Source organism: Rhizobium sp. RHZ02 (assembly GCF_014851575.1).
GTDB lineage: Bacteria > Pseudomonadota > Alphaproteobacteria > Rhizobiales > Rhizobiaceae > Rhizobium > Rhizobium altiplani.
Genome location: NZ_JACUZX010000004.1, coordinates 355,836 through 380,257 on the forward strand (window position 1 = coordinate 355,836; position 24,422 = coordinate 380,257).

The following is a 24,422-nucleotide window of genomic DNA, read 5'->3' on the forward strand; positions in this document are numbered from 1 at the left end:
AGAGAAGCCGTCCTGATACCTCAGGGCGGCTTTGCATTTTTGTTCGGCCTCATGGGGTAAATCGGATCATGACTGCCAGCGTCATCATTACCATCTTTCCGATGTGCCTAACATTCGCGGCGGTAATGGATACTTTAACCATGACCATCCCGAACCGAATCTCGGCAATTCTATTGGCATCTTTCTTTGCGCTAGCCCCCTTCGTCGGCATGGATTGGCCGACATTTGGCTATCATCTACTCGGCGGCGCTGTCGTCTTCGCTGCCTGCTTTGTTTTCTTCGCGCTGAACATCATGGGCGGGGGAGACGCCAAGCTGCTAACCACCGCCGCCGTTTGGGTCGGTTTCGGAGATCCGCTGGTAGAATTCATCGGCTACGTAGGTGTCACCGGTGGTCTCCTGGCCGCCGTCATCCTCCTGTTGCGAATGCAGAACGACATGATTACGGCGATCGGGTTACGGGTGCCGGATTCGCTCCTCGTCGCTAAGAAGATTCCCTATGGCATCGCGATCGCGATTGGCGGCTTCGTGGCCTTTCCCTCTTCACCGCTCTTTCTTGCGGCACTTGAGGGCCTGAAGTAACGGCAAGTTAATCCTCCGTTAACTTAAAATCGAAGGCTTTCATTAACTATAATTATACCAATTGCAGGCCATTCTTCGGGTATCGCGAATCCCCGAGGAACGATTAATGAAGCCCGCCCGCCTTTTGATACTAGGAGTCGCTGTCGTTGCGGCCGGCCTTGCCGGCGTGCTGGCGATGAGCCTCGCGGGTCGTGGCTCCGTTGTCACCCAGGTCAAATCAGTCGTCGAGAAAGAGCCGACCGTCAAAATACTGGTCTCCGGTGCCAACCTCCCGGTCGGCGCACGATTGGATGATAAAGCCGTTCACTGGATGGCCTGGCCGCAGAGCGGCGTCGTCCAGGGCTTCATTACCGAAACCGACAAGCCAGATGCCCTGAAAGACCTGCAGGGCGCTGTCGTTCGCCTGCCGATTTTCGAGGGCGAGCCCATCCGCGCGGAAAAGATCGCGGATTCGAACAGCCGCATCCTGTCCTCCCTCTTGCCCTCCGGAAAACGTGCCGTCGCAACCGAGATTTCGGTTTCGACAGGTGCCGGCGGGTTCATCCTGCCGAATGACCGCGTCGACGTGATTATGGTCCGCAAGTCGAAGGAAGCCGACAAGTATCTGACCGAGACTGTGCTCAGCAATGTGCGCGTACTCGCGATCGACCAGCAGATCCAGGAAAAGGAAGACGGCTCCAAAGCCGTCGTTGGTACCACGGCAACGCTCGAGCTAACCCCCGACCAGACCAAGGTACTGGCCGTTGCGCAGCAGATGGCCGACCGGCTGTCGCTGGCATTGCGTTCCGTTGCCGACGCCCAGGAACAGGATACCAGCGCTGCTGACTACCTCCTCAGCGGCGATAATGGCAGCGCCATCGTGCAAGTCATCAAATCAGGCTCAATCGTCACAGACAGCAGCAGCGCGCCGAAGGCCGAGTAAAGGAAGTGGGAATGGGCAATTTGAAGCGCTACACAAAGCCCTTGATGGCAGGTTGCTTGTCCTTTGCGATCGCATTCACGGGCGCCGCTCCGGGCGTTCTCGCTCCTGTTCTCGGTGCAAGAGCTGCGTACGCGGTTTCCGATGGGATCGTTAACATCACCCAGGCTGGTCCTGGCGCACACCGCAGCTTAAAGCTCGGTTTGAAGAAGGCGATTGTCGTTGACCTTCCGGTCGATGCACATGACATCCTCGTCTCGGACCCCTCCATGGCCGACGCGGTCACGCGTAGCTCCCGTCGTATCTATCTCTTCGGCAAAACCGTAGGCCAGACGAACATATTCATTTTCGGCGCCGATGGGCAGCAGATCGTCAGTCTCGATATAGCGATCGAACGCGACGTCGCGGGCCTGGAGGCTAATCTCCGGCGCTTCATCCCCGACTCCTGCATCAAAATCGAGATCGTGTCCGACAATATCGTGCTAACCGGCACAGTTCGCACGCCACAGGACGCGGCACAAGCCGCAGACCTCGCGCAAGCCTTCCTGAAAGGTGGCGAAGCAACAACGCGTACGGAAACAGCCAGCGCTTCTGGCGGAGACGGTTCGGTGGCCCTTTTCGCCGAAGGCCGCCAGACCTCACAGGTCGTCAATCTGCTGCAGATCCAGGGCGAAGACCAGGTCACGCTGAAGGTCACCATCGCGGAAGTTCGCAGAGAGGTACTGAAGCAGCTTGGCTTCGACAATCTCGTTTCCAATTCCAAGGGCCTCTCGGTTGCCCAGCTCGGGTCCCCGAGCTCCGACAGCGCCGCCGCAATCGTTGGCGGCGGCCTAGCGGCCCTCTTCAAGAGCTCGATCGGAAAATACGATATCTCGACCTATCTCAACGCGCTTGAACAAGCGAAGGTCGTGAAGACGCTGGCCGAGCCGACACTGACGGCGATTTCCGGCCAGGCAGCGACCTTCAATTCCGGCGGCCAGGTGCTTTATTCGACGACGGACAATGACGGCAACGTCACGATCGTTCCTTACAACTACGGCATCAATCTCGCCTTCAAGCCGGTCGTCCTGTCCTCCGGCCGAATCAGCCTGGAAATCAAGACGAACGTATCGGAGCCTGCCCCTTCGGTTTCCGGCTCAACGCCAACCTACCAGCGCCGCTCGGCCGAAACCTCGGTTGAGCTTCCCTCGGGCGGCTCCATCGCGCTTGCCGGGCTGATCCGCGACAACGTTTTGCAGACCTCGAACGGCACGCCGGGCGTCAACAAGATCCCTCTGCTTGGCACATTGTTCCGGCAGCGTACGGTCGAGCGCGACGAGACCGAACTTGTCATCATTGCAACGCCCTATCTCGTTCGCCCGGTTGCTCGCGATCAGCTCAGCCGCCCGGACGACAACTTCAGCCCGGAAAACGACGCGGCAACCTTCCTGCTCAATCGCGTCAACAAGGTTTACGGCGGCCGTGAAACGCCCGTCGCCGACGCGCAATTCCATGGCTCCATCGGGTTTATCTACAAATGAGCGCGGCAGGATCAGCAATGGCACAATACAGAGATCAGCCGATGGCCCACATGCAGAACACCGCACATGATTCCCACCGCTCGAAATCGCTGCTGACCTTGGTCGCGGTGGCGGCGGCCCTGCTTTCCGGCTGCGCCTCGCACGACCAACTGACGACCGGCGGTATTCCTGACGACTATCGCCAGCGACACCCGATTGTGGTTGCCGAAGCCGAGCAATCGATCGATATCCCGGTCGCGTCGACAGACCGCCGCCTCAACATCGCCCAGCGCGACATGATCCGCGGCTTCGCGCAGAATTACACGTCGCGGGCAACCGGGCCGGTCTATCTGCTGACGCCCGAGGGATCGCCGAATGCGGCGGCAGCACGGCAGCTGCGGGGTCAGGTACGCGCTGAGCTTTCCGCCCGCGGCATCGCAAGTTCCAAGATCGTCAACAGTTCCTACGGAGCGGCCGGCGCGGGTGACGCAGCGCCCATTCGCCTGACTTTCGTCGGCACGACAGCAATGACGTCGCAGTGCGGTCAATGGCCGAGAGACATCATCAACGATTTCACCAACCAGAATTATTACAATTTCGGTTGTGCAACGCAGAACAACCTGGCTGCACAAGTGGCAAACCCGGAAGACCTGATCGCGCCTCGCGGCATGACCCCGATTGATGCGGCCCGCCGCAACGCTGCGATCAAAGAGTATCGCGAAACGACAAGCACGATTGAAGACGTCACCAGCAGCTCCAACAGCTTCTGATCAGTTTAGGACCGAACGATGAGTACAGTCGAATACGAGATCAAGAATACGACGGAGCTGCGCAACGCAGAAGACGCCGTTCGTATGGCCGAGCTCGAGAACATGCGGCCCTTGCCCCGCATATCGGTCCACGCCTTCTGCGAAAGCGAAGAACTGCAGCGTGTGATGGAGCGTTGCAGCCATGACCGCCGCATGTCGAAGGTCAGCCTGCGCATCACCAGCGGCGGCATTGCGGCGGCCGCGAACATGTTCGCCACGGCGCCAACGCCCAATCTGATCATTCTCGAAACCAGGACGGTATCTGCAAGTGTGCTGAACGAGCTGGCGCCGCTTGCCGCCGTCTGCGACCCGTCCACCAAGGTCATCATTGTCGGCTATCACAACGACATCGCGCTCTATCGCGAACTCGTGCGCAACGGCATTTCCGAGTATATGGTCCAGCCGGTCGCCATGCCCGATATCATGATGGCGATGGCGACGATCTTCGTCGACCCTGATGCCGAGCCGCTCGGCCGCAGCATCGCCTTCATCGGCGCCAAGGGCGGCGTCGGTTCCTCAACGATCGCCCATAATTGCGCCTTCGGCATCTCCAATCTGTTTTCGACCGAAACGATCCTGGCCGACCTCGACCTGCCCTACGGCACGGCCAATATCGATTTCGACCAGGACCCGACCCAGGGCATCGCCGAGGCGGTTTATGCGCCGGAACGCCTGGACGAAGTGTTTCTCGATCGCCTGCTGACGAAGTGCTCCGAGCATCTGTCGCTGCTTGCGGCCCCTTCCCTTCTCGACCGCGCCTATGATTTCGAAGGACAGGCGTTCCAGCCCGTGCTTGAGGTCCTGCAGCGCAACGCCCCCATCACCGTGCTCGACGTACCGCATGCCTGGTCGGAATGGACACGCTCGGTGCTGGCCAGCGTGGACGAGGTCGTCATCTGCGCCTCTCCCGATCTTGCCAACCTGCGCAACACCAAGAACATGATGGATGCGCTGCGCAAGATGCGGCCCAACGACAAGATGCCGCATCTGATCCTCAATCAGGTCGGGATGCCGAAGCGGCCGGAGATCAGTCCGGCCGATTTCTGCGGTCCGCTGGAAACCGATCCGATCGCGATCATCCCCTTCGATGCCAACCTGTTCGGCAACGCGGCCAACAGTGGCCGGATGATTTCGGAGATGGATGCAAAGTCACCGACGGCGGAAACATTCTCGCAGATATCGCACATCGTGACCGGGCGGATTGCCATCAAGAAAGCACGCAAGGGCGGATTGCTCGGCCTGCTGAAGCGCAAATGACGCCCGCCAAGATCGGATTGGAATAAGGCATGTTCGGAAAACGCGGAAACGAGGGTTTTGGCAAGGCGGGCGGCACCATCGCGCCGCCTCCGCCGGTTCCACAGCCCTCCCCGTCTGCCCCTGCGATTCTGGTCGAGCCGCAGCGCGAGCCCCCGCGCCAGCAGGTTCCGCCGCCGCCGATGCAGACGCCGCAGCGCAAGCGCCCGACCCGCACGGATGAATATTACGACACGAAAGCGCAGGTCTTCTCGGCGCTGATCGATACGATCGATCTGTCGCAGCTTGCCAAGCTCGACGGAGAAAGCGCGCGCGAAGAAATCCGCGACATCGTGAACGACATCATCACGATCAAGAACTTCGCGATGTCGATTTCCGAGCAGGAAGAACTGCTCGAAGACATCTGCAACGACGTTCTCGGTTACGGCCCGCTCGAGCCGCTGCTCGCCCGAGACGATATCGCCGACATCATGGTCAACGGCGCCGGCCAGACCTTCATCGAAGTCGGCGGCAAGACCATCGAATCCGAAATCCGCTTCCGCGACAATTCGCAGCTGCTGTCGATCTGCCAGCGCATCGTTAGCCAGGTCGGCCGCCGTGTTGATGAATCAAGTCCGATCTGCGACGCCCGTCTGCCCGACGGCTCCCGTGTCAACGTCATTGCGCCTCCGCTCGCGATCGACGGGCCGGCACTCACCATCCGTAAGTTCAAGAAGGACAAGCTGAACCTCGAACAGCTCGTTCGCTTCGGCGCCATCACGCCTGAGGGAGCGACGCTTCTCCAGATCATCGGCCGCGTCCGCTGCAACGTCGTCATTTCGGGCGGTACCGGTTCGGGCAAGACGACGCTGCTCAACTGCCTCACCCGCTACATCGACGTGGACGAGCGCGTCATCACTTGCGAAGACACCGCAGAACTGCAGCTGCAGCAGCCGCACGTGGTACGCCTCGAAACCCGGCCACCGAACATCGAAGGCGAAGGCGAGATCACCATGCGCGATCTCGTCAAGAACTGCCTGCGTATGCGTCCGGAGCGGATCATCGTCGGCGAAGTGCGCGGACCGGAGGTTTTTGACCTGTTGCAGGCAATGAACACCGGTCACGACGGCTCGATGGGCACGATCCACTCGAACTCGCCGCGCGAATGCCTCAGCCGTATCGAGTCGATGATCGCAATGGGCGGTTTCACTTTGCCGGCAAAGACCGTACGCGAGATCATCTCCGGTTCGATCGATATTATCGTCCAGGCGGCCCGCCTGCGAGACGGCTCTCGTCGCATCACGCAGATTACCGAGGTGATCGGGATGGAAGGCGACGTCATCATCACCCAGGACCTGATGCGCTACGAAATCGACGGCGAGGATGCGTCGGGTAAGCTGATCGGCAGGCACAAGTCGACCGGTATCGGTAAGCCGCATTTCTGGGATCGCGCACGCTACTTCAACGAAGAAAAGCGCCTTGCCGCGGCACTCGACGAAATGGAAGCGAAATCCAAGGATTAGTGAGATGTTCGGGTTCGATCCTGTTGTGTTGGCCATTGTCGCGCTTGCCGCCATTGCGGCTGGCGCCGTTTGCTATGGCCTTCTCTTCACGCGGATGGAAACCGAAAAGAAGTCGGCCAATCGCGTCAACCGCGTCGCTTCGGCGGAGGCTGACAAGGCCGGCGTCAAGGCAGCCCGCGACCGCGTCCAGGAAATGTCGAAGCGCCGGAAATCGGTGCAGGACAACCTGAAGGACCTTGAGAAGCGCCAGCAGGAAAACACCAAGAGGAAGCTGTCGCTGAAGTCGCGGCTGACCCAGGCCGGCCTCAAGACCACGCCGGGACGGTTTTACATGTTCAGCGCCATTGTTGGCCTTGTCTTGATGTTCGTTGCCTTCCTTGCCGATGCGCCTGTCATGGTCGTGCTCGGTCTGCCCATCATTGCGGGACTTGGCATGCCGCGCTGGGTACTGGGCTTCCTGATCAAGCGGCGCCAGAACAAGTTTCTCGATGAGTTTCCCAACGCTCTCGACGTCATCGTACGCTCGATCAAATCAGGCCTGCCCTTGAACGATGCCATCCGGCTCATCGCCAATGAGGGCAAGGATCCCGTGAAGAGCGAATTTCGCCGCGTCGTCGAATCGCAGCAGGTAGGCCTCAGTGTACCGGATGCCTGTGCACGTATGAGCAATTTCATGCCTCTGCAGGAGGTCAGCTTCTTTGCAATCGTTATTGCGATCCAGTCGCAGGCAGGCGGCAACCTTTCTGAAGCCATCGGCAACCTCGCAAAGGTCCTGCGCGACAGAAAGAAGATGAAGGCGAAGGTCAAGGCACTGTCGATGGAAGCAAAGGCGTCGGCCGTCATCATCGGCGCGCTGCCGTTCATCGTTGCAACCCTCGTCTATCTGACATCGCCGGAATACATGCTGATCCTCTTCACCGACCCTCGCGGCCACCTGATCATGGGTATATCGGCGGTCTGGATGTCGATCGGCATTTTCGTCATGCGCAACATGGTCAATTTCGACATCTAGTGGAGAACGGGCGTGTCATCTGACCTCGCGACCAAACTGACAGACCCCTCCATGCTGATCGCAGTGTTCGTGGCGATCGCTGTCTTCGCCAGCCTGTATACAATCGCTGTCCCGTTCTTCGAGCGCGGCGACCTCAACAAGCGCATGAAGGCCGTATCGACGGAGCGCGAGCAGATTCGCGCTCGCGAACGCGCGCGCATGAACACCGATTCCGCCGGGAAAGCTTCCCTTCGTACCCAGAACAACCGCTCAGTGCGACAGATCGTGGAGAAGTTCAACCTTCGCGAGGCACTGGTCGACGAGAACACCATGAACAAGCTCCGGGCAGCCGGGTTTCGTTCCGAAAATGCCTTGAACATGTTCCTTGTCGCGCGTTTCCTGTTGCCGTTCCTGTTCTTCGGCCTTGCAGTTTTCTGGGTCTTTGGTCTCGATCATCTGGCCGACAAGCCAACGACGATGCGCTTCCTGGTGACGCTCGGCATCGCCTATGTGGGCTTCTATGCACCGAACATTTTCATCTCCAATCGCATGTCAAAGCGCCAGCACTCGATCAAGCGTGCCTGGCCCGACGCGCTCGACCTGATGCTAATCTGCGTCGAGTCGGGTATTTCGATCGAGGCCGCCATGCGTCGTGTATCCGAAGAACTCGGCGAGGCCTCGCCGGCGCTGGCGGAAGAGATGATTCTGACGACCGCCGAGCTTTCCTTCCTTCCCGATCGGCGGGTTGCGCTTGAGAACCTCGGCCTGCGCACGCAGATCCCACTGGTGCAGTCCGTCACCCAGGCCCTGATCCAGGCGGATCGCTACGGCACGCCGGTTTCCCAGGCGCTGCGCGTCCTCGCACAGGAAGGCCGCGACGAGCGCATGAACGAGGCAGAGAAGAAGGCTGCGGCACTTCCCCCGAAGCTCACGGTGCCGATGATCCTGTTCTTCCTGCCGGTTCTCGTCGCCGTCATCCTCGGGCCAGCTGGCATCCAGGTCGCGGATCGCTTCTAGTATTTCGACGAGGCTGGCGATCTACACGCATTGGGCATAGGGTCGGGCGTTTTCCGAGTCAGCTGGAGCCCGCGATGTCGTCTGTAAGCATCTTCCTGAGTATCATTGCCGCCCTTTCGATAGGGGCGATGAGCCCCGGTCCGAGCTTTGTCCTCGTTTCACGCATTGCAATGTCGCGTTCACGTCTGGACGGGCTTGCGGCAGCACTCGGCATGGGCATTGGCGGCGTTGCCTTCAGCGCGTTAGCGCTGGCGGGGCTGACGGCACTGCTTGCGCAATTCGAGTGGCTTTATCTGGCGCTGAAGGTGGCGGGCGGCGCCTATCTCGTCTACATCGCCCTCAAGATCTGGCGTGGCGCAGGCGAGCCGATCCATATCGGCGACGCGGCAAGCGACCATCGCTCACTCGCCCGCAGCTTCATCACCGCTCTGCTGACACAGCTCAGCAACCCAAAGGCGATCGTCGTTTACGCCAGTATCTTCGCAGCCTTGTTGCCGAAGACGGTTCCGCTTGGACTGATTTTTTCGCTGCCGATCGGCGTGTTTGCCGTCGAAGCCGGCTGGTACACGATCGTCGCGCTCGCATTCTCGGCCAGCCATCCGAGGCGGCTTTACCTCGCTGCGAAGACGTGGATCGATCGCCTGGCAGGGACGGTCATGGCCGGCCTCGGCGTGCAGCTTGTCACCTCGGGGCTAGCCGGCCGCTAGCGTCAGTTCGTGGCGGTGGGACCGCTACCGCTATCCTTGGCCGCAAGCTTTTGCCAGGAATTCTGCTGTGACAGCATCGAGCGCAGATAGGCGACGTTGGCGTCGGCCTGTTCTTGCGAAAGCTCGCCACGCGCAATCTTTTCCGCTTCAGGGAACCGGCCTTGAAGGCCAATGGCGAGCGCCAGATTCTGACGGACCCGACTATCGGCGGTGGGCTGGCCTGCGGCCTGACGCAGATAGGTCTCGGCCGTTCGGAGGTCACCGGTCAGCACATAAGACATACCGAGGTTCGACAGGATCGATGCTTCGTTTGGCTGGATGCCGAGCGCTTCGCGATAGCGCTGGCGCGCTTCGGCAGAGCGGCCGAGCTGATCGAGGATCGCGCCCTCCGCCGATGTGAGCTTCCAGTCCGGACGATCCGGCGTCTGAGCGCGACCGATCGTATCAAGCGCCTGCTGTAGTTGACCGGCAGCAGCCTGGGCCTTTCCGTAGGCCGCGAGCACTGTTCGATCGGTTGGGTTGGCAATGGCAACCTGCTGCATGACCGCCAGCGCCTGGGCGTCGCGGCCCTGCATGCGCAAGAGGTTGGCATAGTTCATGCCGTTGACGGCATCGCGCGGGTTCTTTTCGTAGGCCTGTCCGACACGCTCGGACGAGCTGCGTAGCTCGGCTTCGTTCATCGCTTCGACCGGCTTGGCGAGGGTCGGCACCGATCCCGTCGTCATCCGATCCTTGGTTGTCGTGCAGCCGGCGAGTGCCAGGGCGACGAGCGCGGTCGCAGCGCCCTGAAAAACCCGAGTTTTGAGCGAAGTATTGGCCGAAGCAGGCATCATGTGTCCCTGAGATCCGAATCGGCGTCTGACCTCAAAGCGGAACAGGGAAAGGCTTTGACGCAATCTTCACTCCAGCAATAGTCTGTTAACCCTAACATACCGTTAAGACGCGATTCCCGGACTTGCCTCGAAGGAAACACATGGCACCCTATCAGTTCATCGAGAGACCGACCCCGTTCAACACCAAGGGCGGCTCGACCCTGCCGATCTTTGCCGTCACCCCGGCGCATATTGAAACCGGCACGATCGATCCCATCGCGCTCGATTGGGCCAAGAAGGCGGGATATAAGGCCGAAAGCGGCTCACTGCTGCTCATTCCGACAGAGGACGGTCATCTCGGGGGCGCGTTGTTCGGGCTCGGCACCAATCCGTCCGAGCAACCTTACATTACCGGTAAGCTTGCGCGCACGCTGCCGGCCGGCGACTGGCACATCGAAACCGCACCGCTGACGGCCAACCGTCTCTCGCTTGGCTTCGGCCTCGGCAGCTATCGCTTCGACCGGTACAAGTCGGAGAAGGCGTCCGCTCCAACGCTGATGATCCCGCGCGATGCTGACGGAGCGGATATCAAGCGACAGCTTGCCGGCGTCTTCCTGGCGCGCGACCTGATCAACACGCCGACTAACGACATGGGACCGAACGAACTGGAAGCCGCCTTCCGCGGGCTTGCCGCCCATTACAAGGCGGAAATCAATGTCGTCAGCGGTGACGATCTGCGGCAGAACTTCCCTCTGGTCCATACGGTCGGCCGCGCGAGCGCCGATGCGCCGCGCCTGCTCGAAATGCGCTGGGGCAAGAAGGGTCACCGCAAGATCACGCTCGTCGGCAAGGGTGTCTGCTTCGACACCGGCGGTCTCGACATCAAGCCGGCCTCTTCGATGCTGCTGATGAAGAAGGACATGGGCGGCGCGGCAAATGTCATGGGGCTGGCGCTGATGATCATGGACGCCAAGCTCAAGGTCGATCTCAGGGTTATCATTCCCGTCGTCGAAAACTCGATCTCGTCCAACGCCTTCCGCCCGGGCGACATCTACCGGAGCCGCAAGGGGCTGACGGTACAGATCGACAATACCGATGCCGAAGGCCGGTTGATCCTCGCAGATGCGCTTGCCTACGCTGACGAGGATGCTCCCGACCTCCTGATCGACATGGCGACGCTGACGGGTGCGGCGCGCGTGGCTCTCGGCCCTGACCTGCCGCCCTTCTTTACCGACGATGCCGAACTCGCCCAGGACTTGACCGAAGCAAGCCTTGAGACGGACGACCCCCTGTGGCGACTGCCGCTCTATGCCGGCTATGAAAAGGATATCCGCACCAAGTTTGCCGACATCACCAATGCGCCGGCGGGCGGCATGGCCGGTGCAATCACCGCCGCCCTGTTCCTCAAGCGCTTCGTCTCCAGCGCCACGAGCTGGGCGCATTTCGATATCTACGGCTGGGCGCCATCAGAACGACCGCACTCCCCCGGCGGCGGCGAGGCGCAGGCCATTCGTGCGCTCTATCACCACATCCGGCAAAGTGTGCGTTAACGCGATCGTTAAAATTTTATTCACCCTTTGGGGCGGCAGATTTGCCACCCCATTGCGTTGCGCGACCACGTGCCGGAAAATGGAACGCGGGGCGTAACGAGTTTCCGGAGGAGCCATGCCGATCGCACTGACGGCTTCGCAGGCATTGGGCCTGTGGCATGGTGTGACGCTCGATCAGGTCAGACTCGATGATCGCGATTTGACGTTGCGCCAGATGGCGATCCTGCTGCATATCTATCTCGTGCCGCCGCCGCATACCGTGCGCGGCCTAGCTGCGACGCTCAACGTGACCAAGCCTGTCATCACCCGGGCATTGGATACGATGGGGGAAATGGGTCTGGTCGACCGTGTGCGCGACGAACGCGACCGGCGAAATGTCGTGATAAAGCGTACCGTCGGAGGGGCGCTCTATCTGGAAAAGCTTGGCGATCTCGTGCGCGACCAAGGTCGCCGCCTGACGCCGTGAAAGGGATACAATGACGATGCTTGATCGCCGCTTGCATGCCTACCGACCGGATCTCGCCGAGGCGGGGCTGGAAGGACGTGTGGAAGCCCTGCGCTTCGTTGCCGGCACACCGGCCCGGGTAGCCGTGCCGGTCATCGGTTTGCGGCCAGTGCCCGATCTCGCCAAGGGAATCGATACGGAACTGCTCCTCGGAGAGGAGGTCACCGTCTACGATCGCGCCGACGGATGGTGCTGGGTCAAGGCCAGCGGCGACAACTATGTCGGCTATCTGCCGGAGACCGCCCTTTCGGACGTGCTTGTTGCGCCGACACATGTCGTCACGGTCCAGCGGACTTTCCTCTATCAAGAGGCGGAGCTGCGCAAACCGTACCAATCCATCCTATCCATGGGCAGCCGCGTCCGGATTGTCGGTGAGGCAGAAACACGCGGCAACCACTATGTGATGCTGGAAGACGGCACGGCGATCTTCGCAAAGCACGTGCGGCCGATCGGCGAAGCTCAAGGTGGCGACTATGTCGACGTCGCAAGCCGGTTTCTTGAGACCCCCTACCTCTGGGGTGGTCGCTCCGGACTTGGCATCGACTGTTCGGGCCTCGTTCAGCTCTCGATGCTGATGACGGGACGAAGCGTGCCGCGCGACACCGACATGCAGGCGGCGGGCCTTGGCGAGCCGATCGACAGGGCCGACCTGCGCCGAGGCGATCTGGTCTTCTGGAAGGGGCACGTTGCCATCCTGGAAGATCCGGAGACGATCATCCACGCCAACGGCCATACAATGACCGTGGGTCGCGAAAACCTCCAGGATGCCATCAAACGCATCGGCTGGCTCTACGAGCAACCGACAGGCTATCGCCGCCCGGTCATCTGACCGGCGGCTTCGGCCATGACCTGATCCCGCCCGTCCACGTTTCGAAAGCCTTCGACAGCTTCAAGACAAACATGTCATTGAAGCGGGGGCCGACGATCTGCAGCCCGATCGGCATCCCTGATCGCGAAAAGCCGCAATTGATCGAGGCGGCGGGCTGCTCGGACAAGTTCCACGGCACCGTGAAGCAGATGTGCTCGAAGGGACGCGCGGGATCGTTCGTCGGCGAAGCCCATTCGGCCGGATAGGAGACGATAGGGTTGGTTGGCGAAATCACGGCGTCGACCTTCGTGAACAGTCTACCGCAACTCCTGCGCATCTCGATCGTCTGATTGAAGCCCCTGACGGCGTCCACGCCGCTTACGGAAGCGCCGCCCTCGGCCCAGGCGTAAATGTAGGGGAGGATGCTGTTTCTGCGCTCACGGCTTAGCTTCTCGATTTCGCCCCAGAAGCGCGCACGCCAGAAGCTATCCAACCCGTCCAGCATCTCCCGCGTCAGAACAGGCTGAACAGGGATGACAATCGCGCCGGCCTCCTCAAAACGTCGGCCGGCAGCCTCAACGGCCGCCCGCACCTCGTCCTCGACCGCGAGGCCACAGCCGGCATCAAGCATCAGCCCAATCTTCAATCCGCGAACATCGATCTCAAGATCCATCCAATCGAGATCCGCTGGAGGCAGGCTGGTGCCATCGCGCCAGTCCGGACGCGAGAGCGTCGCCATCGCGTGGGCCGCGTCTTCGACGGTACGTGTCATCGGTCCGGCGCAACGGCCGACATAGAACGGATCGATCGGGATGCGACCGTGGCTCGGCTTGAAGCCGAAGATCCCTGTCCAGCCTGCCGGCAAGCGCACCGAACCACCGATGTCGGTACCGATGTGCAGGGGCCCATAGCCCGCAGCGGCCGCAGCGGACGCCCCGGCGCTCGATCCTCCGGGATTCTGCGTGGTATCCCAAGGATTGCGGCTTAGGGGGTGGAAGCTGGAAAGACCCGAGGAAAGCATCCCGTAATCGGGGCAGGTCGTCTTCGCAAAGAGCACCGCGCCGTCCTCGTGCAACCTGGCCGCGGCCGGCGCATCCTCGGTCGCAGGCTGCAGTTCGACCGCCTTGGTCCCGAGCGGCACCGGCTGCCCCTTGGTAGCGATCAGTTCCTTCAGCGTCGCCGGGATGCCATCGAGGAGCCCAAGCGTTGCTCCCCTCATCCATCGGTCGCTTGACGCTTGCGCCTGCTTGCGCGCCGCCTCCGGGTCATAGGCGTAGAGCGCGCAGATGGCAGGCTCCCACGCTTCAATGTGTCGTTCCAGCGCCAGCCAATATTCAAGCGGAGACAGGCTTCGATCGGCGAAGCGCCGCCTCAATTCGTGGATCGTCAAGTCGGTTTCGGACATGGCACTCTCATCCGCACCTGTGGTTTCGAACACTGACGGCACTCGTCTCGCGCGGGTCGAGCATGTCGCGCAGGCCATCGCCAAGCATGTTGAAGCCGAAGACGCAGAGTGCGATGGCAAGGCCGGGCAGGATGGCCAGCCATGGCGCGAGCGCCAGGTAGGTTTGCGCGTCGGCCAGCATACGGCCCCAGGTCGGGGCGGGTGGTGCGATCCCGAGGCCAAGGAAGCTGAGCCCGGCCTCCGTCAGCACGGCCAAGCCCAACTGGATCGTCACTTGGACAATGATCTGGCTCATGATGTTCGGGAGCACGTGGCGGACGGAGATCGCGAAGCGGCTGTTTCCGATTGCGCGGGCAGCGAGCACGTAGTCCCGGCTCCAGGCTTGGAGGGCCGTGGCAAGCGTGACGCGGGCAAAGACGGGAATCATGAACGTTGCAATGGCAACGATCGCAGTAAGCCGGCCCGGACCGAGAAAGGCGCCCAGCATCATCGCCGAAAGAATCGGCGGCAGCGCGAAAACGACGTCGCAGGCGCGCATCAGCAACGTTTCGAACACGCCCCGCACGGCAGCGGCCGAGATACCGGCGATCGAACCGAGCGTCCCGCCGATCGCCACGGCGGCAACGGCGATGGAAAGGGAATTCCAGCAGCCGACCATCAGCATCGAGAGGACATCTCGGCCGAATTGGTCCGTGCCGAGAACGCCGAACGCGAAAGGGGGCTGCAGCTTGTGAATGATCTGCATCTTCGCTGGCGGCAGCGGCGTCCAGACCAGCGACAGCACCGCGACGGCGACAAGAAGGGTGATGACACCGCCGCCGACGACCAAATTCATTCTCCGGCTAATGTCAAATCGCCGGCGCTTGAGGCCTATTGGATTGGAGGCGATCGGCGCCATGTCAAATGCCTTTCCGCAGGCGCGGGTCGATCGCCAGATAGGAGAGATCGACGATGAAGTTCATGACGATAACGAGCCCAGCAAAGAGCAGGACGACATCCTGCATGACGATGATGTCGCGCTGCGACAGCGCCTGATAGGCAAGGCGACCGAGGCCCGGAAGGTTGAAGACATTCTCGACCAAAACCGCGCCAGCAACCAGGAAGGTGAACTGCAGGCCGAGGATCGTCAGAACGGGAACGAGGGCGTTCGGCACCGAGTGCCGCCACAGGACGCGCCGCTTCGACAATCCCTTGGCAAGGGCTGTCCTAGTGAAATCCTCATGCAGGGTTTCCAGAACGGCAGAACGCGTGACGCGTGTCAGGACCGCCGCTTGCGGTAATGCGAGCGCCACCGCGGGCATAAGAAGCGCTTTGAGGGCTGGCAGGAAGCCGGCGTTCCAACCCGGGAAACCTCCGGCCGGCATCCAGCCGAGCGCCGTCGAAAACAGCATGATCAGCAGTAGAGCCACCCAGAAGCCCGGAACGGCGATGCCCATCTGCGAAAATATCGAAGCGACAGCGTCAGGCAATCCGCCTCGATGCGCCGCCGCAAGGGCACCGAGAGGGATCGCGATGGCGACGGAAAGCATGATCGCCATCAGCGCCAGCGGAAGCGTAACCGCCAGTCTCTCAAGAATCAGGCCGGCAACGGGCACACCGTAGGTGTAGGATTGGCCGAGGTTTCCACGGAATACGCCAGCGAGCCATTCTCCATAGCGCCACAGGAGCGGCTGATCGAGCCCAAGCTCGTGACGCAGGTTTGCGAGCGTTTCCGGTGCGGCTGACGTGCCCAGCATGATGGAGGCCTGATCGCCCGGCAGCAGATCCATCACCGCAAAAATCAGCAGCGAGACGACAGCGAGCGTGACAATCAGACCGACAAGGCGACGAGACAGAAGCGTTATCATTTCACGTCCGGTACGATCCGCCGCCTCACCATATCATCAGCCCGTAATCAGTCTTCCCAGGAGACGTTCGTAAGGACGTTCGAGGGAATGGGTTCATTCTCCCAGAGACCCTTCAGCTTCTTGTCCCAGACGCCCAGCTTGGGCATGACGAAGAGATAGAGCGCCGGCACATCCTCGGCCAGAATCTTCTGGGCGTCGCCGAAGATCTTCGCTTGCGCTACAGGATCCGAGGTCTCCTGCACCTTCTTCATCAGCTCGTTGAACGCGGGATTCTTGTAGTTGAAGTAGTACGGATCACGGGCGTAGATGTCGATGTCGAGCGGTTCGGCGTGCGCTACGATCGTCATTTCGTAGGCGCGGTCCTTCATGACATCCTGCACCCACTTGGCCGGGAATTCCGTCGGTTCGATGTTCATGGTTACGCCGATTTCAGCCAGCATCGCCTGCATGACCTGCGCGCTACGTGGCGCATAAGCCATTTGCGGCGACTTGATCGTGAAGGTGAAACCATCAGGATAGCCGGCTTCGGCAAGCAGCGCCTTCGCCTTTTCGGGATCATAGGGCAGGGCGCCGGTGAGATCGACGTAGCCGGGGTCGTTCGGCGTGTAGTGGCTGCCGATCGCCGTACCTAGCCCCGACCAGGCGCCGTCAATGACCGTCTTCCGGTCGATCGCCATCATCAACGCCTGACGGACGCGTTTGTCGTCGAAAGGCTTCTTCGCGTTGTTCATGCCGGCGACAACCTTCAGCTCGGTATTGCCGATCTTGGTCGTAAGCTTCGCATCGCCGTCAAACGAACTCATCAGCTCAGGCGCCGCGAATTCCGGAATGGCGTCGACATCGCCCGACTTCAAGGCCGCGGCCTGGGCCTGCGGATCGGCGATGAAGCGGAAGGTCACCTTGTCGAGCTTTGCCGCGGCGTCCCTGCTCCAATAGTCGGCGTTCCTTGCGAGCTCGACCTTGTCGCCCTTTGCCCAATTCACGAACTTGAACGGGCCGGTGCCAACGGGCGTCGTCTTATCCCCGGCGGCAGACTTCGGGCCGACCATCACCGAGGCCGGCCAGCCGAGCCAGTAGAGGAGACTGCCTGTTGGAGCCGAGAGATGCAGGACGAGCGTTTCCGGGTCCGGTGTCTCTATGGAAGTGATCGAGGCGAAGAAGCGCTTTTGCGGGTTTACCGAGTCAGCACCGCGCGCGCGATCGAGCGCAAATTTCGCTGCAGCGGAATCGAAAGCCTCGCCATCATGGAATTTGACGCCGCTCTGCAGCTTGAACGTATAGGTTAGACCGTCCGGGGAAACCTCCCAGCTCTTGGCGAGCTGTGGCTGGATCTTCCCGGTCTCGTCAATCGTTACAAGGCCTTCGAAAACGTTCTGCCAGGTGACCTGGCCGATCGCGACAGGGGCTGCGATCGTCGGATCAAGGCCGGTTGGCTCCACCGTCATGCCAAGGGTCAGCGTGGTCTTGGCGGCTTCCGCGGGGGTCTGCCCCAGCAGCACGAGGCCAACTGAAACCGCCGCACCGAGATAAAATCGCCGAGCCAACAGCGCCGACGGCGCACGCGAAACCTTCATCAATTTATTCCCCTGTCTGCCCGCCGCCGTGGCGATGACTTTTATGAGCCAACTTGTCACTCCCAAAACGCACACCGCCTGGCGCGAATTAAGGCCGGGATCTGCATTCGGGGTCTCCGTCGATTTAGGCGCCTTGTTTAGACGAACTTGCGCGATCAGGGTAGCGGTCTCGCCAAGCCTGCTGGGCGCCAGCGACTGGCAGTGCGGTGGCCTCAAAGACTCCCCGCGCAATGGCGCGTGCCATGACCATCGTGGCGAGATGGCAGAGCTCGAAAAAGGCTGGCAAATCCGGTCGGGGCCTCCTGCCCGTCGAGGCAGCAAAGACAGTGTCGCCGTCGAAAGGCAGGTGCGCCGGCAGCAGGGCGCGGGCGAAACCGTCATGGGCCATGATCGCGAGACGGTGCGCCTCCTGCTTGGTCAATTCGGCGTCGGTAACGATGGCGCCAATCGTTGTCGCTATCGTGTTCATGCCCTTTAGCCGCATGCGGATGTCGGCTTGTGAGATCGGCGCGGGCAAGCCGAGGCCGCCAAACTCCCGGCCCTGCTCGAACGGCGCCGACCAGAAATGCGGCCCCTCGCCCACTGTCGCCGAGCCAAGCGCATTGACGGCGACGATCGCTCCAATCCGCAGGCCGGTGCTGGTCTCGCCACTTGCCGAACCGAGACCACCTTTGACGGTCGCGGTTGTGGCACCGGCTCCCGCACCGACGGAACCGAGGGTAAACGGCACTTTCGCCGATGTCTTGAAGGCTTGATAGCCCATGTCGCGATAGGGCGACTGCAGCCCCCAATCCTTGTCGCCGCCGTTCAGCAGGTCCATCAGGATCGCCTGCGGAACGATCGGCACCTTCACGTCGCCGACGGGAAAACCTCGCCCGGCTTCCCGAAGTCCCGCCTGAACGCCGCCAGCCGCGTCAAGACCGAAGGCCGAGCCACCTGACAGCACGAAGGCATCGACTGCGCCGACCGTCATCGACGGATCGAGAAGCGCCGTGTCACGACCGCCCGGAGCGCCTCCGAGAACCACAGCGGAGGCCGTTGCCGGTTCGTCGAAGACGATCGCGGTCACACCTGAGCCGAGCCTCAGATCCGTCGCGTTTCCGACCGAGACGCCATCAATGTCGGTAATCAGATTGAGCAAGCGCGCCACCCTTGTTGAGCAAGAGCGCGATAGGACCGCAATGGCGGTCAAAACACAAGACCGGCCTCACCTTTGGCAAGACCGGTCTGAAATCTGTCAGGGCTGGTTGGGCCGTGCTTCATGCCCTCAGGCATGGATAGGCTTCGGGTGACGGCGGGTCATCAGATCATGGATCGCGAGCTTCACCTCAGCCGGCGAGCTGAAATGCTGCTCGTCCAGATCGTGAACGTGAAACTTCACTGCGATGAACTTCAACCGGTTCTCATCCGGGATGACGATCCCGACGGGAACGCCTGCGTATTCGATTACTTCTTTTTTCATGCGTAGAACTCCTGCCGCGCGGTATGCGCTGGCGATGGCGAATTGACTTGTCTGATTCCGTTAAGGGTGGACGAAGGTCACATTCGACAGTTCGGGCGGGAGAGAGCGCCCGGACGGTCATTGCCAAGCACAGATCGCCCAGGGAAATTGGCGAGAGTGTCGATGTCAGTCATGTCTCGTTCCTTTCTCTGGCGTTGCGCTTGTTTGAGGCCCTGGTGTTCCAAGACCGGCGACGGCCGCGCTATTAATCTACTTTGTTGGTAGACTATAGCTAGCAGCCTACAAGAAACATATTCCGAAACGTGTCAAAATATCGACCATTCGGAAAATTTCATTCCATTAAGATCGAATTGACTGAAAGAACTCTATCAAGTCTTTGTGCAATTCGCGTGACAGTCCGACGGTCTCTTTCGATCACGGCGCAGAGATAGGAAGTCCCGCTGATTCCGGCAATGGGCATCTGATGAAAAAACGGGAAAGCCTCGAAATGACCGAAATGGTTAACGCGGGCAAAAAACAGGCTACCACCCCTCGGAGAGAACCTTTTCCAGCATGTCGACGAAGAAATCGGCGCTCTCCACTGTCAGGCAAAGGGGAGGCTTGATCTTCAACACATTGAGGTGATCGCCGGTCGGCTGCATCAAGACCCCGAGATCGAGCAGGCGGCCGCAGATTGCCGCTGTCTCTTCGCTCGCGGGTTCCAGCGTCGTTCTGTCGCGGACGAGTTCGAGCCCGAGGTAAAGTCCCATGCCGTGCACCGCGCCGACGATCGGATAGCGGTCGATCAGCGCGACCAGACGGCTCTTGAGATGATCGCCAACATCGCGCGCATTCGCCTGCAGTTCTTCATCGGCCATGATATCGAGGACGGTCATACCCACCACGGAACTGACCGGACTGCCGCCAGCGGACGAGAAGAAATAACCTTCCTTCTCCAGCGAATCGGCAATGGCCCTGGTCGTGATCACAGCGCCGAGCGGATGTCCATTGCCCATGCCTTTCGCTACCGTGATGATGTCGGGGACGACGCCCTGTTGCTCGAAGCCCCAGAAATGGTGCCCAAGCCGACCGTAGCCCACCTGTACTTCGTCGGCGATGCAGACGCCGCCGCGGGCCCGCACCTGCCTGTAGACTGCGGCAAGGTATCCGTCCGGCAGCGATATTCCGCCGGCATTCCCGTAGACCGGCTCGGCGATGAAGCCGGCCAACCCCTCGCCCCGTGCATCGACGGCTTCAAGGGCGTCGACGACGGCCTCCACGTAACCAATCGTCGATTCCGAACCGCGGAACGCACCACGATAGGTATTGGGCGAGAGGACGGCGTGCACCCAGTCGGGCCGCGTCGTCAAAGCCTCCGGATTGTCGGCGATCGAGGTGGACACCGCATCGCTCGCAACCGACCAGCCGTGGTAGGCTTCGAGAAGGCTGAGCATATGCTTGGCGCCCGTGTGCGCCCAAGCTAGTCGCAGGGCGAGGTCGTTGGCTTCCGATCCGCTGTTGACGAGGAACACCGCATCCAGCCCTTCCGGCGCCAGGGAGGTCAGGCGCTCGGAAAATTCCGCAATGGCGCCATAGTGAAAGCGTGAATTGGTGTTCAGCCGCAGCCACTGTTCGCTGACCGCCTCCGCCAGGCGCGGGTGGCCATGCCCCAGAATGGTGACGTTGTTCAGCATGTCGAGATAGGCACGGCCCTCGACATCGAACATATGCTCCTGCCAGCCGCGCTCCATTTGCGGCGGTATTTCGTAGTAGTTCTTCTGCGGCCTTGCGAGATGGGCCTGCCTGAGCGCGAACAACGCTGCCGACGCCAGCTTCGGCGCATTGACGCCAACGCCCAGAAGGGCAGCCGGCGATGGACATAGTTCCGACCAGGCCATGGCCTCCTGCGGAGTGCAGAACAGCGGCGGTTCGACGCCTGGCAAGGTGGAGAGTTGTACGCGCAGCCCGCCGAGAGATCCGCTCTCACCGGATATGGTCCCGAGCGGTTGCCCGGGCTCGACCTCGGCTTCGTTTTCAAGCGACGGCTCAATCCCGTCGAGATGAAGGCTGACACCCTCGCCTGCCAGAACGAAATGGTGATCCTTCCGAATGACCTTCCCCGCGAATGGAGCAGCAACCGTGCTGCCGCCCGCAAGACAGACGTCGGAATGCAGCGTGAAGGTTGCGGATGGGGTGGCGCTCCGAGGCTTCGAGCGCGACAATCGGTATTCGCCGTAACGCGTGGCCGCAGTGCCCGTCTCGGCTGCCGCGCGCGCGAGCAGGCGCCAATCCATGTCGGACTGCGCCCAGTTTCCCGCAGCGAAATGCGGGCTTTGGACACCGAGATCGACGAAGGATATGGTCGCCGGGTCGATGTCGGGCAACAATGGACGCCAGTCCTCCATCGAAACCGCGGCCGTTTCGATGCCCACCGCCTTCAGGACCGCGACTTCCATGAGTTCGAATGGAACGGATACCGCCATATCGAATATGCGGCGTTCGAGCTCGAGATTGCCGCGAACATAGTCGTTCTCGGGATCGATCGAGATCTGCTGCTCGCTGCTGGCGACCAAAATGACCGCGCGGGCAACGACGAGCGGCCAGAGCGCGCGCAGCTCCTCCTCGGTGAGCGGATAGACCTCGTGATATGCCTTCACTGCAGGAAGAATGTACTGCGGATCGCCATCAGCCTGATGTAGCAGCGAGGCGCAGGTGACCGCCAGATCGCCGATCAGCCAGCCGCGAATGATGTCGCCGAAATCGATGACGCCGTCAGGGACCAGATGGCCCCGCTCATCACGACGGCTGACAACGTTGTCGCCGGTCACGTCATGGTGCACGGCCTGTAGCCGCAAGGACGGCGCCAGGGGTTGGATTCGCCTCACGGCTGACACCATCGTCTTGGCGATGCGATCACGTGCGGCGCTGTCGGTGATCGCCGACAACAACTGGACCGCGACCGGACCGGCGCGGCGCAGGTCCCATTGCAGGCTGCGGTCGAGACCAGGATGCGTGAAGTCGGCCAGCGACTGCGCCAGGCGGGCGCAGAGAGCTCCCAGTGCCGCCACCGACTCTTTCGGCAGGTGCTTGCGGTGCGTCAGCCCCTCGCCTTCAAGATACTCCAGCAGTCGAACCTGAAAGGTCTGGTCGCGCACGGTGACAGCGACGATGTCCTGCCCGTCCGTCGATGGGATGACGTGAGGAACGCGCGGCGCATCCTCTTTCGTGCCGATGTGGCGGATGGCTGCGTTCTGCGCCTCGAGCTCCACCGTCTCATAGGTCACATGGCATATCTTGAGCACGTAGCTTCGTTCGCCGGTATCGAGGCGATAGTTGCGATCCTGCTGGCTGCCGAGCTCGGTGATCGCTCCTGACAGGCCATAACGCGACTGAAGGATGTCGCCGGCTTCCGCAGCGGTCACGTCAGGGCGTGGCAACGTCGCGCGATCGGCAAGCGTCTCGTCAGTCATGGCATCCCCCGCGGCATGATTCGATTTCGCAGACTACGCAGATAATCGAATCCTTGCCACCGGCAAGCGAGGAGATCGCGGTCGATCGACGGCAAAGCCGCCGCGGCGATCAGCCCATGCGTTCCGATGCGTAGCTGCCCGGACTTGCGGGAAATACGATCGTGCGGTTGCCGTTCAGGAAGACGCGGCGATGGATATGCGCATGGATGGCGCGTGCCAGAACCTGGCTCTCCACGTCGCGGCCGATGGAGACGTAATCGTCGGCGCTCTGAGCGTGGGTGATGCGGGCGGTATCCTGCTCGATGATTGGCCCCTCATCGAGATCGGCCGTCACATAATGCGCCGTGGCGCCAATGAGCTTCACGCCGCGCTCATAGGCCTGCTTGTAGGGGTTGGCGCCCTTGAAGCTCGGCAGGAAGGAGTGATGGATATTAATGATCTTGCCGGACATCTTGCGGCACATGGCATCGGAAAGGACCTGCATGTAGCGGGCGAGCACAATCAGTTCGGTGCCGGTCTGGTCCACGAGATCAAGGAGCTGAGCCTCGGCCTGCGGCTTGTTTTCCTTCGTCACCTTGATGTGGTGGAACGGAATATCGTGGTTCACCACGACCTTCTGATAATCGAAGTGATTGGAGACCACGCCGACGATATCGATCGGCAGCGCACCAATCTTCCAGCGGTAGAGCAAGTCGTTCAAACAGTGGCCGAAGCGCGACACCATCAAAAGCACCTTCATGCGGCTGGCGCCATCATGGATTTCGGCTTCCATGTCGAATTTCTCTGCGACCGGCTTGAAGCCTTCCTTGAGTGCCGCAAGACCGACGCCTTCTTCTGAAATGAAGCTGACACGGGTGAAGAACTTGCCGGTATCGAGATCGTCGAACTGCGACGAATCGACGATGTTGCAGCCCTGATCGGCCAGGTAGTTCGCGATCGCCGCCACGATCCCGCGCGTCGACTTGCACGTCACCGTCAATACATAGCTCGTCATCTGTTTCCGTCCTTCTCGCGCCGCCTGTCGGCCGGCTGCTTAGATCAAAGCGAAAGTCACGGATAGAGCACCGCGCCTTCATTCGTGCAACTATTTGCAAGAGACGCCATCAGAAGCTTTCAGGTTCCTGGCGCCTCCCCGTCGCGATCAACTTACGGCAGAGCGTGCAAAACTCCGTTCCGCTTGCGTCGTCAAGACGCGTATCCCCGCCGTGGGCCGCACTTGCGCGGCCCCTTCGACGAAGTCACGTTTTCGAGATGACGGCCAACCGAGCGAAGCGCTCGCTTGATGGAAGCCGACGCCGCGCCTACATCGACAATAAAGATGTAATACGACGGATCCGGCGATATGCGGTTCGCAAGAGTGTGGTTGATAGCCTTGGCAGCAACCGGCGCAAGTTTGGCGCCCGGCGCGAGCTTTGCCGCGGATTGGCGGCGAGCCGGCGAGCCGCAGGTCCAGTCGATCTATCCCTATGCAAACCTGCCGGGCGTCAAGGCGCAGCCGGATCCAAAGGACGAGGAACAGTATAGCTGCCGGACGGAGACACGGCCGCTGCGCCGCGGATATGACAAAATCTTCCGGACCGGCGGGCTGCCAACCCTCGTCTACGTCTGCGATCGTGACGGCGTGGAAAGTGTCGGCACGCAGGTGCCGCTGCGCGGACACTATCAGCCGGTCCGCTGACCCGTTGGGCTGCCCAGGCGGTCGCCCCTACTGCGCATTATGAGTGTCCGGGA

The 24,422-nt window shown here is 61.1% G+C and carries 22 protein-coding genes; 13 read left to right on the top strand and 9 right to left on the bottom strand.

All coding sequences use genetic code 11. The features are described from left to right. The first annotated feature begins 68 nt into the window (after positions 1–68). The 9 genes from IB244_RS09445 to IB244_RS09485 all read left to right on the top strand — a co-directional run bounded on the left by IB244_RS09445 (position 69) and on the right by IB244_RS09485 (position 9,279). A complete protein-coding gene (locus IB244_RS09445) occupies positions 69–581 on the top strand; it encodes a prepilin peptidase (RefSeq protein WP_025659787.1) in 513 nt (170 codons plus the stop codon). A gap of 106 nt (positions 582–687) precedes the next feature. After that, on the top strand, positions 688–1,503 hold the full coding sequence (gene cpaB / locus IB244_RS09450; RefSeq protein WP_025659786.1) for a Flp pilus assembly protein CpaB: 816 nt from the start codon (positions 688–690) through the stop codon (positions 1,501–1,503). Between the two features lie 5 nt (positions 1,504–1,508). Beyond that, a complete protein-coding gene (locus tag IB244_RS09455) occupies positions 1,509–3,020 on the top strand; it encodes a type II and III secretion system protein family protein (RefSeq protein WP_409564056.1) in 1,512 nt (503 codons plus the stop codon). A gap of 17 nt (positions 3,021–3,037) precedes the next feature. Continuing rightward, positions 3,038–3,769, top strand: a complete 732-nt coding sequence (locus tag IB244_RS09460) for a CpaD family pilus assembly protein (RefSeq protein ID WP_409564057.1) — start codon at positions 3,038–3,040, stop codon at positions 3,767–3,769. Positions 3,770–3,787: 18 nt separating this feature from the next. Then, a complete protein-coding gene (locus IB244_RS09465) occupies positions 3,788–5,065 on the top strand; it encodes a CpaE family protein (RefSeq protein ID WP_025659783.1) in 1,278 nt (425 codons plus the stop codon). Between the two features lie 29 nt (positions 5,066–5,094). Further along, positions 5,095–6,564, top strand: coding sequence for a CpaF family protein (locus IB244_RS09470; RefSeq protein WP_025659782.1), 1,470 nt, complete (start codon positions 5,095–5,097; stop codon positions 6,562–6,564). A gap of 4 nt (positions 6,565–6,568) precedes the next feature. Further along, positions 6,569–7,576, top strand: a complete 1,008-nt coding sequence (locus IB244_RS09475; protein ID WP_018855323.1) for a type II secretion system F family protein — start codon at positions 6,569–6,571, stop codon at positions 7,574–7,576. Positions 7,577–7,588: 12 nt separating this feature from the next. Next, complete coding sequence (locus tag IB244_RS09480) at positions 7,589–8,572, top strand: type II secretion system F family protein (protein ID WP_018855324.1); 984 nt, start codon at positions 7,589–7,591, stop codon at positions 8,570–8,572. 74 nt (positions 8,573–8,646) lie between these two features. Further along, positions 8,647–9,279 carry a LysE family translocator gene (locus IB244_RS09485; RefSeq protein ID WP_113470489.1) on the top strand — a complete coding sequence of 211 codons (633 nt, stop codon included), beginning with the start codon at positions 8,647–8,649 and terminating at the stop codon, positions 9,277–9,279. 2 nt (positions 9,280–9,281) lie between these two features. Here the strand turns inward: IB244_RS09485 and IB244_RS09490 are convergent, their stop codons facing one another. Then, positions 9,282–10,109, bottom strand: a complete 828-nt coding sequence (locus IB244_RS09490) for a tetratricopeptide repeat protein (protein ID WP_192304095.1) — start codon at positions 10,107–10,109, stop codon at positions 9,282–9,284. A gap of 143 nt (positions 10,110–10,252) precedes the next feature. On the opposite strand from IB244_RS09490, the gene IB244_RS09495 reads away from it, so the two are divergent. The 3 genes from IB244_RS09495 to IB244_RS09505 all read left to right on the top strand — a co-directional run bounded on the left by IB244_RS09495 (position 10,253) and on the right by IB244_RS09505 (position 12,975). After that, positions 10,253–11,641: a leucyl aminopeptidase family protein gene (locus tag IB244_RS09495; RefSeq protein ID WP_113470488.1), complete on the top strand. Its 1,389-nt coding sequence runs from the start codon at positions 10,253–10,255 to the stop codon at positions 11,639–11,641. 115 nt (positions 11,642–11,756) lie between these two features. Continuing rightward, positions 11,757–12,107, top strand: a complete 351-nt coding sequence (locus tag IB244_RS09500; protein ID WP_018855328.1) for a MarR family transcriptional regulator — start codon at positions 11,757–11,759, stop codon at positions 12,105–12,107. A 10-nt stretch (positions 12,108–12,117) separates the two neighbouring features. Beyond that, positions 12,118–12,975, top strand: a complete 858-nt coding sequence (locus IB244_RS09505) for an NlpC/P60 family protein (RefSeq protein ID WP_192304039.1) — start codon at positions 12,118–12,120, stop codon at positions 12,973–12,975. On the opposite strand, the gene IB244_RS09510 is transcribed toward IB244_RS09505, so the two are convergent. The 8 genes from IB244_RS09510 to purU form a co-directional block, all read right to left on the bottom strand. Continuing rightward, on the bottom strand, positions 12,968–14,359 hold the full coding sequence (locus IB244_RS09510; protein WP_192304041.1) for an amidase: 1,392 nt from the start codon (positions 14,357–14,359) through the stop codon (positions 12,968–12,970). The genes IB244_RS09505 and IB244_RS09510 overlap by 8 nt on opposite strands. Positions 14,360–14,366: 7 nt before the next feature. Further along, on the bottom strand, positions 14,367–15,257 hold the full coding sequence (locus tag IB244_RS09515) for an ABC transporter permease (RefSeq protein ID WP_192304043.1): 891 nt from the start codon (positions 15,255–15,257) through the stop codon (positions 14,367–14,369). Position 15,258: 1 nt separating this feature from the next. Next, entirely contained in the window at positions 15,259–16,206 is a 948-nt protein-coding gene (locus IB244_RS09520) for an ABC transporter permease (protein WP_192304045.1), read from the bottom strand. Between the two features lie 47 nt (positions 16,207–16,253). Then, on the bottom strand, positions 16,254–17,783 hold the full coding sequence (locus IB244_RS09525) for an ABC transporter substrate-binding protein (protein ID WP_192304047.1): 1,530 nt from the start codon (positions 17,781–17,783) through the stop codon (positions 16,254–16,256). Positions 17,784–17,904: 121 nt separating this feature from the next. Further along, a complete protein-coding gene (locus tag IB244_RS09530; RefSeq protein WP_192304049.1) occupies positions 17,905–18,930 on the bottom strand; it encodes a P1 family peptidase in 1,026 nt (341 codons plus the stop codon). 117 nt (positions 18,931–19,047) lie between these two features. Further along, on the bottom strand, positions 19,048–19,242 hold the full coding sequence (locus tag IB244_RS09535; protein WP_007529092.1) for a hypothetical protein: 195 nt from the start codon (positions 19,240–19,242) through the stop codon (positions 19,048–19,050). A 521-nt stretch (positions 19,243–19,763) separates the two neighbouring features. After that, complete coding sequence (locus IB244_RS09540) at positions 19,764–22,691, bottom strand: aminotransferase (protein WP_018855335.1); 2,928 nt, start codon at positions 22,689–22,691, stop codon at positions 19,764–19,766. 109 nt (positions 22,692–22,800) lie between these two features. Beyond that, complete coding sequence (gene purU, locus IB244_RS09545) at positions 22,801–23,685, bottom strand: formyltetrahydrofolate deformylase (RefSeq protein WP_018855336.1); 885 nt, start codon at positions 23,683–23,685, stop codon at positions 22,801–22,803. A gap of 348 nt (positions 23,686–24,033) precedes the next feature. On the opposite strand from purU, the gene IB244_RS09550 reads away from it, so the two are divergent. Next, positions 24,034–24,369, top strand: coding sequence for a hypothetical protein (locus IB244_RS09550; protein WP_026371533.1), 336 nt, complete (start codon positions 24,034–24,036; stop codon positions 24,367–24,369). Positions 24,370–24,422 lie beyond the last annotated feature (53 nt).